This window comes from Solirubrobacter ginsenosidimutans (assembly GCF_027587205.1).
The window spans coordinates 75,203-88,924 of record NZ_JAPDOD010000027.1 but is presented as its reverse complement, the minus strand read 5'-3'; the positions used below and the strand labels follow the sequence as shown (position 1 = coordinate 88,924).

Below are 13,722 nucleotides of genomic sequence, written 5' to 3'. Positions count from 1 at the left end.
CCGCCCATGTTCTACGACGATGACGCGGATCTGGACCTGCTGAAGGGCAAGACCGTGGCGATCCTGGGCTACGGCTCCCAGGGCCACGCCCACGCCCGGAACCTGAAGGACTCCGGCGTAGACGTCATCGTAGGTCTCCGCGAAGGCTCGAAGTCGGTCGAGCACGCCAAGGCGGCGGGCCTCGAGGTCACCGATCTGGCCGACGCGTCGAGCCGCGGCGACATCGTGATGGTCCTCCTCCCGGACGAGAAGCACCACGACGTCTACGAGGAGTCGATCAAGGACGGGATCGCCCCCGGCAACCTCCTGATGTTCGGTCACGGGTTCTCGATCCACTACGGCGAGGTCGAGGCCCCGCCGGAGGTCGACGTCGCGCTCGTCGCCCCGAAGGGCCCGGGCCACCTGGTCCGCCGCCAGTACGTCGAGGGCTCGGGCGTCCCGTGCCTGATCGCGATCGACTCCAACGCCACCGGCAACGCGCAGCAGCTGGCGCTGGCCTACGCCAAGGGCATCGGCGGCACCCGCGGCGGCGTCATCGAGACGACGTTCAAGGACGAGACCGAGACCGACCTGTTCGGCGAGCAGGCCGTGCTCTGCGGCGGCGTCTCCGAGCTCGTCAAGGCCGGCTACGACACGCTGGTCGACGCCGGGTACGACCCCAAGCTCGCCTACTTCGAGTGCCTCCACGAGCTCAAGCTGATCGTGGACCTGATGTACGAGAAGGGCATCACCGGGATGCGCCACTCGATCTCCAACACGGCCGAGTACGGCGACCTGACCCGCGGCAAGATGATCATCACCGACGACACGCGCGCGGCGATGAAGAACGTCCTCGGCCAGATCCAGGACGGCACCTTCGCCCGCGAATGGATCGCCGAGAACCGCGCCGGCCAGGAGAACTTCCAGCGCATGCGCAAGGAAGAGATGGGTCACCAGATCGAAACCGAGGGCAAGGAACTGCGCTCGATGATGAGCTGGATCGATACGGAATTCGAAGAGGGCTGATGAGCACGCTGACGGAACCCTTCCGCGTCCTGGTCGCGGAGAAGATCGCCGACACCGGCGTCGACATGCTGCGTGAGCAGTTCGACGTCGACCTGGGCACCGACTGGAGCCGCGCCGACCTGCTGGAGCGCATCGGCAGCTACCACGGCATCCTGATCCGCAGCGCCACGAAGCTCGACGCCGAGGTCATCGACCGCGCCGACAAGCTCCGGGTCGTCGGCCGCGCGGGCGTGGGCGTGGACAACGTCGACGTCGCCGCCGCCTCCAAGCGCGGGATCATCGTCGCCAACGCGCCGGAGGCCAACACGGTCGCCGCCGCCGAGCACACCGTTGCGCTGATGCTCGCGCTCGCCCGCAACATCCCGCAGGCGCACGCGAGCCTCACGAGCGGCAAGTGGGAGCGCTCGAAGTTCGGCGGCACCGAGGTCGAGGGCAAGACGCTCGGCGTGCTCGGGTTCGGCCGCATCGGCCAGCTCGTCGCGATCCGCGCCCGCGCCTTCGGCATGCGCGTCGTCGCGTTCGACCCGTTCGTCAGCGCCGAGCGCTTCCGCGAGATCGGCGCCGAGAAGGCCGAGACCTCCGATGAGGTGCTCGCCGCCGCCGACTTCCTCACGCTGCACCTGCCGAAGACCCCTGAGACCCAGGGCTTCATCAACAGCGCCACGCTCGCGAAGGCCAAGGACGGCGTGCGGATCATCAACGTCGCCCGCGGCCCGCTCGTCGTCGACGAGGACCTCAAGGACGCGATCGATTCCGGCAAGGTCGCCGGCGCCGCCCTGGACGTCTTCGCCCAGGAGCCGATCACCGATCACCCGCTCTTCGGCTACCCCAACGTGGTCGTCACCCCGCACCTCGGCGCCTCGACCGCCGAGGCGCAGGACCGCGCGGGCGTGCAGACGGCCGAGCAGGTCGTCGCCGCCCTGACCGGCGGGGTCGTCTCCACCGCCGTCAACATCCCCGCCATCTCCGCGGAGGACTCCGCGGTGCTCGGGCCGTTCGTCCCGCTCGCGCTGCGCCTCGGCCGGATCGCCGCGGCGCTCGCCGAGCAGGGCGTCGAACGCGTCGAGGTCGAGCACCTGGGGCGGATCGCCGAGCGCGACACCCGCTTCCTCACCCTCTCCGTCCTGATGGGCCTGTTCGCCGGGCGCACCGAGGAGGAGGTCAACCTCGTCAACGCCCCGACGCTGGCCGAGGAGCGCGGCATCGCCGTCTCCGAGCGGCGCGAGACCAAGTCGCGCGACTACGCCGACCTGATCCGGGTCACGCTCGTCAAGGGCGACGACCGGGTGCGCGTCGTGGGCACGACGCTCGGGCAGTTGCACCGCCCGCACCTGCTCGAGGCCTGGGGCCAGCGCTTCAACCTGCAGATCGACGATCCGCACCTGACGCTGTTCCGCTACTCCGACGTGCCCGGAATGGTCGGCCGCGTCGGCGGCTGCCTCGGCGAGCACGGCATCAACATCTCGGCCGCGGCGGTCGGGCGCCAGGAGGACGGCGCTCGCACCGACCTTGCGGTCATGGCGGTCACCACCGACGTCCGCGTTCCCGACGACGTCGTCACGCAGATCGCCGGCTTCGACGGCTTCGTCAGCGGCCGTTCGCTCAGCCTGGACTAGAGCACAGGCGCAGCTGGGGGCCTGGCCCCCGGCTGCGGCTTGCAGGTCGAGCTCCACCCGGGCTCGCGCGCGAGGCGCAGCGTCTCGGCCGCGAGGCCCCGGATCGAGCGCGAGGCGTCCAGCAGCTCGTCCCACGGCGCGTCGAGCCCGCCCCGCAGCGTCGAGTTCGTCGTGAACGCGAGCGTGCTGGCCATCCCCGAGAGCGCCAGGACGCGGCCGCGGCACTCGCGCGCCGGCTTTGAGGCGTTGGCCAGGTTGGACAGCATGTGGCTGTTGGCGCTGGCGAACGCGTGCACGCGGGCGAGCGGCGGCGTCGCGCAGCGGCGGTAATCACGGTTGCGGCGCTTGGCCGAGCGGCGGCCCGCGTGCGACTCGCAGGAGGACAGGGCGGTGAGGGAGCGCTTCGCCTCAGCGGCCGTCGTCCGCCGCAGCAGCGCGAGCGACTCGCGCGCCGGCAGGTCCCAGTGGGCGGGTGGCTTCGGCGCGGCGAGCGGCGCTTCGGGTGGGGACTTCGCCCACGCGCGCGGCGTCGCGGGCTGTTCGCGCAGCAGGAAGCCGAGCGGCGCGGCTCCGATCGCCAGCGCGAGCACTCCGAGCAGCGGCACGAGCTGCGGACGCATCAGGAACCAACACTCCCATCCGTGGGTAGACGGGGGCGATCTTATGTCCCCATGCTGACCCGTCGCAACCGGCCGTGCGTTGAGATTCTTACGCGGTGCGGGGCGCGCGCAGGCGCGGTGCTTGGACGGGCGCCGGGGAGACGTCGGCCACGAAGCCCACGTCGCAGCCGACGACCCGCTTGAGCGCGGACACGACGCCCTGGTCGTACGCGTGCGACTCCTCGTCGAGCAGGCCGAACGCGCGCTCGGGGCTCCACGCGGCGCGATACACGCGGTCTGAGACGAGCGCGTCGTAGACGTCCACGACGGCGAGAATGCGCGTCTCGACGCTCATCCGCTCGGCGGTCAACCCGCGCGGGTAGCCACTGCCGTCGAGGCGCTCGTGGTGGTCGGAGACGAGCCCGCGGACCGCCTCCGGGAAGCCTCCCAGCTCCTCCAAGAGCCGGCGGCCGTCGCCGGGGTGGCGCTTGATCGCGGCGAACTCGTCGTCGGTCAGCTTGCCGGGCTTGTTGAGGATCTCCAGCGGGACCGAGAGCTTGCCGATGTCGTGCAGCAGGCCGCCGACGGCCAGGTGACGGCGCGCGGTCGCGGAGAGCTTGAGCTCCTCGCCGACGCGGGCGGCGAGGAGGGCGACGCGGCGGGTGTGCTCCTCGGTGGAGACGTCGCGGCGCTCGAGCTGCACCATCAGGGCGCGCACGCGCGGGCCGAGGTAGGCCTCTTCGCCGGCGACGAGGTCGGGCGCGGTGAGGTCACCGACGAGCGGGCGCGAGGCGCCCGCGCGCTTGATGTCCAGCGCGGCGGGGATGCTGACCAGCGCGACCGCGGCGATCTCGAGCACGTGGCCGGCGTAGAAGCCGAGCGTCCCGCCACCGAGGATCAGGTTGGCGTAGAGCGTGACGCCGAGCCATGCGCAGCCGAGCGCCACGGTGAGGTCGGCGGCACGCCGGGTCAGCCGGTACGTGCGCACGGCGCGCGCGATCAGCAGCAGCAGCGCGGTGCCGCCGACGCCGAAGAGCAGATCCGACGGCTGGGAGTCGGGCTTCGGCACCGCCGGGATGTCCTGCGGGAACGCCATGCCGAACAACCCGAACGCGACGATCGCGACGAAGAGCGAGACCTGCAGCGCGACGAGCCAGCGGACGTTGACCGGGCGGCGCAGGGCGGGGAGGGCGGTCAGTGCGAGGAGCAGGGCGCCCGCGGGGACCGAGAGGCCGCCCGCCAGGGCGATCATGCCGTTCTTGCCGATCAGGAACCCGGGCGTGGAGAGGCCGTGGATCGCGAACAGCGCGGTCATCGTCGAGAACGCGGTGCCCATCAGGATCGCCCGCCCGTCGCGGGCCCGGGCGCCGGCGAGGCTCAGCGACAGCGACGCGAGCGAGGTGAGCCCGGCGGCGCCGCCCACGAGCCCGAAGTGCACCGTGGCGGGCAGCGACGCGGGATTCGTGCCGATCACGGCCACCATCACCACGGGGATGACGGCCAGGAAGAACACGCCGGTGGCAAAGATCCTGTTCCGCGACATTGCCCCGGGATATCGACCGTCACCGTCCAAGGTTGAGCGAAAGTGGTCTTGACCACTCCTTGACCAGTGTGTACTGTGCCGCCCCGGAGAGCGGTGATGAGCGGATTGGCCCATACGAACGGCCGGGGGAGCAAGCAGGCCCTCGTCCGTGACGAGATCCTCGGGATGCTCGACGAGCTGACGGTCGGCGACGCCCTGCCGTCCGAGCGCCGGCTGGCCACGGATCTCGGCGTGTCGCGGCCGACGCTCCGCGCGGTGATCGACGAGCTGGTGCGCGAGGGTCTGCTCCTGCGCCGCCACGGCAGCGGCACCTACGTCGCGGAGCCGAAGATCGCGCTGCCGCTGACGATGACCTCCTTCAGCGAGGACATGGCGCGGCGCGGGATGCGCCCGAGCAGCCAGGTGGTCTCCTTCGAGCGCCAGAGCGCCGGGGCCAAGCTCGGCCAGCGGCTGCAGATCTCGCCCGTCGACGACGTGTGGGTCATCACCCGCCTGCGTCTGGCCGACGACGAGACGATGGCGATCGAATGGCTGCATGCGCCGCACGCGCTGCTGCCGGACCTGCGCCGCGAGGAGCTCGCCACCCACTCCTTCTACGAACTGCTGCGCGTGCGCCGGGGGATCGTGATCGCCTCGGGCACGCAGACGATCGAGCCGACTGTGACCAGCCCCGAGGAGGCTGACCTGCTCAGCGTGCCGGTGCACTCGCCGGCGTTCCTCTTCGAGCGCACCACGCAATCAGAGCTTGGGGAGGTGGTGGAGTTCGTCCGGTCGGTGTACCGCGGGGACCGGTACCGGCTGGTGACGGAGCTGCGCCCGGCCCTCCGCTGAGGGCCGGAAAGGACGCCGGCCGCCCGAAGGCGGCCGGCGAGGTACGTCGTTGCGTCGTCCGGTTCGAGCGGCCGACGCTTCCAATCTACCCGCCCCGGTCGGGTGGGACGAGGAGGACGGATGAGGAAGTTCAGCGTGGCGGTCGTGGGCGTGGCGCTCGCGACGGTCGTGGCCGCCTGCGGCGGCTCGGACGACAACAAGACGACGGGCGGCGCGAGCACCGCGTCCAACAAGCTCTCCGGCTCGATCAGCGTCTGGATCATGGATCCGGGCTCGCCGAAGATCCAGGACGTCGTCAAGCAGTACGGGACCGACTTCCAGGCCGCGCACCCCGGCACGAAGGTCGACATCCAGTTCGTCCCGTGGGCGCAGGCCCACGACAAGTTCGTGACCGCGATCGCCGGCGGGAAGGTGCCCGACGTCGCCGAGATGGGCACGACCTGGACGCCGGAGTTCGCCGATCAGGGCGGGCTGGTGGAGCAGCCCAAGATCTCCAAGGGACAATACGTCTCGAGCCTGGTCGACGCCGCGACGCTCAACGGCAAGGTCTACGGCAAGCCGTGGTACGCCGGGGCGCGGGCGCTGATCTACCGCAAGGACATGCTCGACAAGGCGGGCGTGCAGCCGCCCAAGACGTGGGACGACATGATGGCCGCGTCGAAGGCGATCAAGTCCAAGGTCGGCGGCGGGGTCTATCCCGTCTCGTTCACTGGGCTGAGCGAGCACATGTACCTGCCGACGATCTGGCAGGCGGGCGGGCAGATCGCCACCCAGAACGGTGAGACCTGGAAGTCCGCGCTCAATTCGCCGGAGGCGGCGAAGGCGCTGGACTACTACGCCTCCTTCTACAAGGACGGCCTGGACCCGAAGGCCGCCGTCGGCTGGGAGGAGCCCGACGCCCAGACGGCGTTCGCCAACGGCGACGTCGCGATGCTGATCGCGGGTGGGTGGACCTACAACTCGATCATCGCCACCAAGCCGGAGCTCGAGAAGAAGATCGGCACCGAGCTGGCGCCGGCCGGACCGTCGGGGAAGAACACGGCGTTCGCGGGCGGGTCGCACCTCGTGCAGTTCCAGGAGTCCAAGAACAAGGACCTCGGCGCGGCGTTCATCGACTTCATGCTCGAGCCGGCGCAGCTGAACAAGTTCACGAGCGAGATCGGGTTCCTGCCGGGCACGACGGACGGCATCAAGGCGTCCGGCTACCTGAGTGACCCGCAGCGCAAGCCGTTCGCTGAGCAGTTGCTCGATCACTCCGCGGTCTACCCGCCGTCGCCGAAGTGGGGCGGCCTGGAGGGCGCGAACATCTTCGACGGCGAGGTCCAGAAGGTGATGAAGGGCCAGACGACGTCGCAGCAGGCCGTGGCCGACCTGGCCAAGAAGATGGACGCGGAGTTCGCGGGTTGAGTACCGCGCCGGCAGCAGTCGGGACGGGGCGCGCGGCCGCGCGCGCCCCGCGGCCGCCCGCGGCGGCGCTCGCCCGCCGCGCGGTGGCGCGGCTGACCATGCCGGTCCTGCTGCTGCTGCCGGCGCTGGTGATCATCGTCGGCCTCGTCGGCTACCCGCTGGTCCGTACGGTCTACCTGTCCTTCACCGACACCGGGCTGGGCGAGCTGATCTACGGCGGGTCGACGTGGGTGGGGCTGGACAACTTCAAGGAGGTCTTCTCCGACGAGCACCTGCGGGCGTCGCTGGTCAACACGGTGGTCTTCGGGACGCTGTGCGTCGCGGGGACGATGGTGTTCGGCTTCGCGGTCGCGCTGCTGCTCAATCAGCGCCTGCACGGGAACGTGTTCTTCTCGATCGCCGTCTTGCTGCCGTGGGCGGTGCCGGCGATCGCCGCCTCGGCGATCTTCAAGTGGCTGTTCGACTCGCGCTACGGGTTCGTCAACTGGGCGCTGGTACAGGTCGGCTTCGACCGATTCCAGGACTACGCCTGGTTCGCCGGACGCTTTAGTGCCTACGTGGCGATCTTCATCACCGTGGTCTGGCAGTCGTTTCCGTTCATCGCGCTGTCGCTGCTGGCCGGATTGCAGACGATCCCGAAGGAGCTGTTGCACGCCGCCGCCGTCGACGGCGCGGGCCCGATGGCCCGCTTCCGGCTGGTGACGCTGCCGCTGCTGCGGCCGATCGTCGCCGTCCTGGTCGTGTTCTCCACGATCTGGGACTTCAAGATCTTCGACCAGATCTACGTAATGGCCGCCGGCGTGCCCGACCGCGCCGCCGACACCGCCGCGGTCGCGGCCTACCGCGAAGGGTTCGCTCTGAGTCACTACGGGCTGGGCAGCGCGGTTGCCGTCGTGTTGTTCCTGATCCTGCTGGCGTTCTCCTTGCTCTACGTTCGCCTGATCGGTCGCGAGGGCACGGTATGAGGTGGCTTCTGAAGCGCGGGTGGATGTACGGCGCGATGGCCCTCATCTCCGCATTCGCGCTGTTCCCGATCTACTGGGTCGTGATCACATCGCTGAAGACGCGTTCGGAGATCTATACGCGCACGCCGGATCTGTGGCCGTCGAACCCGCAGTGGGGCCAGTACCCGCGGGTGCTGGGGGAGGGTCACGTCGGCCGGGCACTGGGCAACTCGCTGATCGTGGCGTCGGGGACGATGGTGATCTGCCTGATCGTCGGTGCGATGGCCGCCTACGCGCTCGCCCGCTGGCGGGCGAAGATCACCCACATCCTGCTGATGCTGGTGCTGATGACGCAGATGTTCCCGCTCGTCGTGCTCGTGATCCCGCTGTTCGTGACGATGCGCAAGGCTGGGCTGCTCGGGACCTACTGGAGCCTGATCGTCACGTACCTGGCGTTCTGCGTGCCGCTGGCGATCTGGGTCATGCGCGGCTTCATCATGTCGATCCCCGAGGAGCTCGAGTACGCGGCCCGGATCGACGGCGCCACGCGCTTCGGGGCGATGGTGCGCGTGGTGCTGCCGCTGGCCGCACCCGGCCTGGCCACGACGGCGGTGCTCGCCTTCCTCGAGGGCTGGAAGGAGTTCCTGCTGGCCCTGACCTTCATCAACAGCGAGGACAAGAAGACCGTTCCGCTGGTGCTGCAGTCTTTCGTCGGGCGCGGTGACACCGACTGGGGCGCGGTGATGGCGACCTCGGTCCTGTACACGCTGCCGGTGGCGCTGGTGTTCGTGCTCGCGCGCAAGCACCTGATGACCGCGCGCACGGCTGGGGCGGTCAAAGGATGAGGCTCGGTGTCTCCGCCGCCCTCGTCGACGGCGTGCTCGTCACCGGGGACGTCTCGGTGGCCGACGGCGTCATCGAGGCCGTCGGGCTCGCTCGCAACGGCTCCAGCTCTGGCATCGCCGCCCCCGGCTTCGTCGACCTCCAGGTCAACGGGTTCGCGGGCGTGGACCTGATGGCGACCGACCACGACGGGTACGCGCGGGTGGGCGAGGCGCTGCTGGCGACGGGTACGACGGCGTTCCAGCCGACCTTCGTGACCTCGCCGGAAGCGACCCTGCTCGAGGCGCTGCGCGCGATGCCGCATGGGGGCATCGGCCCGCGCGTGCTCGGCGCCCACGTCGAGGGCCCGTTCCTCTCGCCCCGGCGGGCGGGCGTGCATGACCCGCGCTGGGTGCTGCCGCCGGATCTGGCGCTGCTGCGCCGGTTGCTCGACGCCGCGCCCGTGTCGCAGGTGACGCTCGCGCCGGAGCTGCCGGGCGCCTTCGAGCTGATCGACGAGCTGGTGGCGCGTGGCATCACCGCCTCGGCCGGCCACACCGATGCCACCGCGGCCGAGGCGCACCTGGCCTTCGATCGCGGCGTCCGCACGGTCACCCACCTCTTCAACGCGATGCGCCACAGCACGGCGCGCGATCCGTCGATCGCGATGTCGGCGCTCGCGCGCCCGGAGGTGGTCGTGCAGGTGATCGTCGATCTGCACCACGTCGCGCCCGACACCGTGCTCGTGGCGTGGCACGCGGCCGCCTCGCGCTTCGCGCTGGTGACCGACGCCGCGCCGGCGGCCGGGACGGGCGACGGCGAGTTCGTGCTCGGCGGGCGCAAGGTGCTCGCGTCCGACGGCGTCGTGCGCGGCCCTGAGGGCCAGCTGGCGGGCTCGGCGCTGACGATGATCGAGGGCGTCCGCAACCTCGTCTCGCTCGGCGTCGCACTCCCGGACGCGCTGCGCGCGGCGGGCGAGGTGCCCGCGCGGGTGGCGCGGCGCCCGGACCTGGGCCGGCTGGTGCCCGGCGCCCCGGCCGACATCGTCGTGCTGGATGATCGAATGGACGTGATCCGGGTTCTCGTGGACGGGAGAGAGCGTGTCGCTCGCACGTAGTGAGATGGCGGAGCAGCCGGCGGTGCTGGACCGGCTGCTGCGCGAGTCGGCAGGCGCGATCGCGGCCGCCGGGGAGGAGATCGCCGCGCGCCGGCCGCGCTTCGGCGTGATCGCCGCCCGCGGCTCCTCCGACAACGCGGCGCGCTACGCCCAGCACCTGTTCGGGCGCTACTGGGGCATGCCGGTCGCGCTGGCCACGCCCTCGCTGCACACGCTCTACGACGCCTCGCTGAACTACCGCGACGCGCTCGTGCTCGGCATCTCGCAGTCGGGCGCGTCGCCGGACGTGGCGGGCGTCGTGGCCGCCGCGAACGAGCAGGGCGCGATCACGATCGCGATCACCAACGAGCCGGATTCGCTGCTCGGGCGCTCGGCCACGCACGTCATCGCGCTGCGGACCGGGCCGGAGCGCTCGGTCGCGGCGACGAAGACCTACACGGCGTCGCTGGGCGCGATCGCGGCGCTGGCGGGCGTCGACGACGAGGAACTCGCGCAGATCCCGGACGCGATGGCGCGCCAGCTGGGCGTCGACGTGCCGTTCGAGGCGGCCGCGGGCTGGGAGCGGCTGGCCGTCGTCGGCCGCGGCGTGGCCTACGGCACGGCGTTCGAAGCCGCGCTGAAGCTCTCCGAGCTGACCGGCGTGATCGCCGCCCCGTGGTCCTCCGCGGACTTCATGCACGGCCCGATCGCGATCGTCGAGCCGGGCTTCCCGATCCTCGCGATCGCGCCGTCGGGCCCGACCCTCGACGGGATGCGCGAGCTGCTGGACGCCGCGTCGTCGCGCGGCGCCGACGTCACCGTCATCAGCGACGCGCCGCTGGCCGGCCGCCGGATCGCCCTCGAACCGGTGCCCGAGTGGCTCTCGCCGCTGGTCGCCGTCATCCCCGCGCAACTTCTCGCCGTCGGCGCAGCCGAGCACCTCGGCCGCGACGTCGACCGCCCGACCGGCCTCCAGAAGGTCACGCTCACGTCATGAAAGGGGCCGGAACCATGCCCGGGATCCAGATAGAGGGAGTCAGCAAGGACTACAAGAACGGCCCGCACGCGGTCCACGACGTGAGCCTCGAGGTACGCGACGGCGAGTTCATGGTGCTGGTCGGCCCGTCGGGCTGCGGCAAGTCGACGTTGCTGAAGCTGATCGCGGGGATCGAGGAGACCACCCACGGCCGCATCCTGATCGGCGAGCGCGACGTCACCCACCTCGACCCGCGCAAGCGTGACATCGCGATGGTCTTCCAGAACTACGCGCTCTACCCGCACCTGTCCGTGCGCGCGAACCTCGGCTTCGGCCTGAAGCTGCGCAAGACCGCCAAGACCGACATCACCCAGCGCGTCGACGAGGTGGCGAAGATCCTCGGCCTCGAGGAGATGCTCGAGCGCAAGCCAGGCGAGCTGAGCGGCGGCCAGCGCCAGCGCGTGGCGATGGGCCGCGCGATCGTCCGCGAACCGCAGGCCTTCCTGATGGACGAGCCTCTGAGCAACCTCGACGCGAAGCTGCGCGTCTCGATGCGCGCCCAGCTCTCGCGCCTGCACGAGCGCCTGGGCGTGACGACCGTCTACGTCACCCACGACCAGATCGAGGCGATGACGCTCGGCCAGCGCGTCGCGGTGCTGCGCGGCGGCGTGCTGCAGCAGTGCGACACGCCCGAGGTCCTGTTCGAGCACCCCGCGAACCTCTTCGTGGCCGCGTTCATCGGCTCACCCGCGATGAACCTCGTCGAGGCGGAGATCGAGGACGGCGAAGCGCGCTTCGGCACCTGCCGCGTCCCGCTCGCCGCGGGCTCGCATCTGCGCGGCCGGATCGTCCTCGGCGTCCGCCCGCACGACCTCAAGCTGGGCAGCTCCGGCGTCCCCGGCGTCGTCCAGGTCGTCGAGCGCCTCGGAACCGAGACCCACGTCGTCGTCGGCATCGACGCCCCGCGCCTGCGCACCGCCGCGCTCGCCGAGGCGATCGACGCCGCCCCCGACGACGACATCCTCCTCGCCGAGGACGACCGCGCGTTCTTCACGCTCGTCACCGAAGCCCGCGCCGAGGTCGCGGTCGGAGACCGTGTCGAGCTCACCGTCGATCCCGCCCGCCTGCACGGCTTCGACCTCGAGACGGGCGAAGCCCTTCGCGCTCCCGCCGAGACTCCGGTCCCGGCTTAGTTTTTGCCCTTCTGCCGCGCGGCGAAGAGCTGCGCCCGCGCCAGATAGCCCTGGCCGGAGGGCAGCGTGAAGTCCTTCTTCAAGCGCGTGTCGCGGACGACGACCTTCCCGCGTCCCACCTCGGTCAGCGTCCCGTCGCAGCGATCGGAGACGATCCAGGTCGCCGCGGTCGCGGTGATCGTGCCCGCTGCGCCGATCATGCGGAACGCGCCCTTCGCCGTCCCCGTCAAGGTGCGCACGACGCCCTTGATCGGGCGCACGCCGCTGCCCGCGGCGCACGCCCGCGAAAGGCCGGGCGGCGTCTGCAGCACCAGGTCGGTGCTCGGCTTGGCGCTGCCGGACTTCGCGCGGCGCCGCGCGGCCTGGCGGATCGCGAACATGCCCGCCCCGAAGCGACCCTGCTGGAGGTTCGTCCGCTGGCCCTTGGACCCGTACTTGGACGCCGTCTTGAGGTCGAGCTGGCCCTTGCGGGAGTCGATCTGCGACCCGACCGGCACGGTCGCGACGCCCTTGATCGGGACGAACCCGCTGATCGGCGCCGCCTGCGCGGCCCGCGCGTAGGCCCGTGCCGCCCGCGCCGACACCTTCGTCCCCTTCGGGAGCTTGATGAAGACCTCGCCGCTGACCGCGGTCACCTGCGCGGTCTCGCCCGCGACCACGGGCGCGTCGCCGGGCGGAAGGATGTCGCACGCGTCGCCGACCTTGTCGCCGTCACCATCCTTCTGGTCGGCGTTGGCGACCTCGGGGCAGTTGTCCGTCGCGTCCGGCACGCCGTCCCGATCGGTGTCCTTCGGCGCTTCGACAACGAGCGGCGGCGGCGGTGGGGGAGGCGGCGGAGCCGACCAGGTCACGCTCAGCGGCTTGGATCGCAGCTCGGCCTGCTGGGGCGGCGCGTAGTCGGCCTCGACGACGTCGGTCCCCTCGGCGGTGCCGTCGTAGGCCACGGTCGCGATCCCGTCCTTGCCCGTCTGCCCGCTCAGCGTCAGCTTCGCGTTGGGACCGTTCGTGACCGTGAAGGTCACCGCCCGGTCGGCGACGGGCGCGCCGTTCTCGGTGACCGTCGCCGAGAGCGCCTGCGGCGTGCCGAGCGTGGCGGTGGACGCACCGCCGAGTGCCACCTGACCGTCGATGCACGGCGCGGTCTCCCCGAGCCGGATCGACGGCACGCCGAACACGTCCGGCGGGTCAAGCGTGGCGTAGACGCTGAAGGACGAGATGCCGGGCATGGAGAGGCGGAACTGCGAGCGCCCGTGCGGTCCGTCGTTCTGACTGGACCGGCCGACGACGCCGAGCGAGTGGCCGGCACAGTCGAAGGCCTCGACGAAGTCGCCGGCACGCTCGTCGTAGCCCGCCTCGACGACGACACTCGACGTCGCGGCCGCCTGCCCGCCGGTCCCGGGCAGCACGATCCGCGCGCGGACGGGCGCGGCCCAGTCCATCGCGCCGGTGGGCGTGGCGCCCGTCCACGTCAGCAGCCCCTCGTCGATCGAGGACAGCATCGTCGGCGCGCCATTGCTGAAGATCAGCCCGAACGCGTCGTACTCGGTGGTGATGATCGAGCCGACCCTGGCGCCGACCGACCCCGGTTCGACGAGGACGGGCGGCGCGGCCGCCGCGGGAACGGCGGCCGCGAGTGTGACAAAAGTGGCAAGGAGCAGGGAAGACCGGACCGGCATCCGGGCAGCCTTCC

Annotated in this window: 12 protein-coding genes; 9 read left to right on the top strand and 3 right to left on the bottom strand. The window is 71.1% G+C overall.

Annotation, left to right across the window (positions count from 1 at the left end):
• The first annotated feature begins 6 nt into the window (after positions 1–6).
• Both ilvC and serA read left to right on the top strand, forming a co-directional pair.
• Complete coding sequence (ilvC, locus tag OM076_RS25955) at positions 7–1,005, top strand: ketol-acid reductoisomerase (protein ID WP_270043009.1); 999 nt, start codon at positions 7–9, stop codon at positions 1,003–1,005.
• Complete coding sequence (serA, locus tag OM076_RS25950; RefSeq protein WP_270043008.1) at positions 1,005–2,621, top strand: phosphoglycerate dehydrogenase; 1,617 nt, start codon at positions 1,005–1,007, stop codon at positions 2,619–2,621. The genes ilvC and serA overlap by 1 nt, the downstream gene beginning before the upstream one ends.
• Here serA and OM076_RS25945 read toward each other — a convergent pair.
• Entirely contained in the window at positions 2,618–3,241 is a 624-nt protein-coding gene (locus tag OM076_RS25945) for a hypothetical protein (RefSeq protein WP_270043007.1), read from the bottom strand. The genes serA and OM076_RS25945 overlap by 4 nt on opposite strands.
• Positions 3,242–3,329: 88 nt before the next feature.
• On the bottom strand, positions 3,330–4,763 hold the full coding sequence (locus OM076_RS25940; RefSeq protein ID WP_270043006.1) for an HD-GYP domain-containing protein: 1,434 nt from the start codon (positions 4,761–4,763) through the stop codon (positions 3,330–3,332).
• A gap of 96 nt (positions 4,764–4,859) precedes the next feature.
• On the opposite strand from OM076_RS25940, the gene OM076_RS25935 reads away from it, so the two are divergent.
• The 7 genes from OM076_RS25935 to OM076_RS25905 all read left to right on the top strand — a co-directional run bounded on the left by OM076_RS25935 (position 4,860) and on the right by OM076_RS25905 (position 12,032).
• On the top strand, positions 4,860–5,594 hold the full coding sequence (locus OM076_RS25935; RefSeq protein ID WP_270043005.1) for a GntR family transcriptional regulator: 735 nt from the start codon (positions 4,860–4,862) through the stop codon (positions 5,592–5,594).
• 120 nt (positions 5,595–5,714) lie between these two features.
• Positions 5,715–7,001 (top strand): extracellular solute-binding protein, encoded by a 1,287-nt coding sequence (locus OM076_RS25930; protein ID WP_270043004.1) that lies wholly within the window; start codon positions 5,715–5,717, stop codon positions 6,999–7,001.
• Positions 6,998–7,966, top strand: coding sequence for a carbohydrate ABC transporter permease (locus OM076_RS25925; RefSeq protein ID WP_270043003.1), 969 nt, complete (start codon positions 6,998–7,000; stop codon positions 7,964–7,966). Before OM076_RS25930 ends, OM076_RS25925 begins: the two co-directional genes overlap by 4 nt.
• On the top strand, positions 7,963–8,790 hold the full coding sequence (locus tag OM076_RS25920; RefSeq protein WP_270043002.1) for a carbohydrate ABC transporter permease: 828 nt from the start codon (positions 7,963–7,965) through the stop codon (positions 8,788–8,790). The genes OM076_RS25925 and OM076_RS25920 overlap by 4 nt, the downstream gene beginning before the upstream one ends.
• The gene (gene nagA, locus OM076_RS25915; RefSeq protein WP_270043001.1) at positions 8,787–9,884 is read left to right on the top strand and encodes an N-acetylglucosamine-6-phosphate deacetylase; all 1,098 of its coding nucleotides are present in this window, start codon (positions 8,787–8,789) and stop codon (positions 9,882–9,884) included. The genes OM076_RS25920 and nagA overlap by 4 nt, the downstream gene beginning before the upstream one ends.
• Positions 9,868–10,860 (top strand): SIS domain-containing protein, encoded by a 993-nt coding sequence (locus tag OM076_RS25910; protein WP_270043000.1) that lies wholly within the window; start codon positions 9,868–9,870, stop codon positions 10,858–10,860. Before nagA ends, OM076_RS25910 begins: the two co-directional genes overlap by 17 nt.
• A 14-nt stretch (positions 10,861–10,874) precedes the next feature.
• Positions 10,875–12,032, top strand: coding sequence for an ABC transporter ATP-binding protein (locus tag OM076_RS25905; RefSeq protein WP_270042999.1), 1,158 nt, complete (start codon positions 10,875–10,877; stop codon positions 12,030–12,032).
• Here the strand turns inward: OM076_RS25905 and OM076_RS25900 are convergent.
• A complete protein-coding gene (locus OM076_RS25900) occupies positions 12,029–13,708 on the bottom strand; it encodes a thrombospondin type 3 repeat-containing protein (protein WP_270042997.1) in 1,680 nt (559 codons plus the stop codon). The two genes, OM076_RS25905 and OM076_RS25900, sit on opposite strands and share 4 nt — an antisense overlap.
• Positions 13,709–13,722 lie beyond the last annotated feature (14 nt).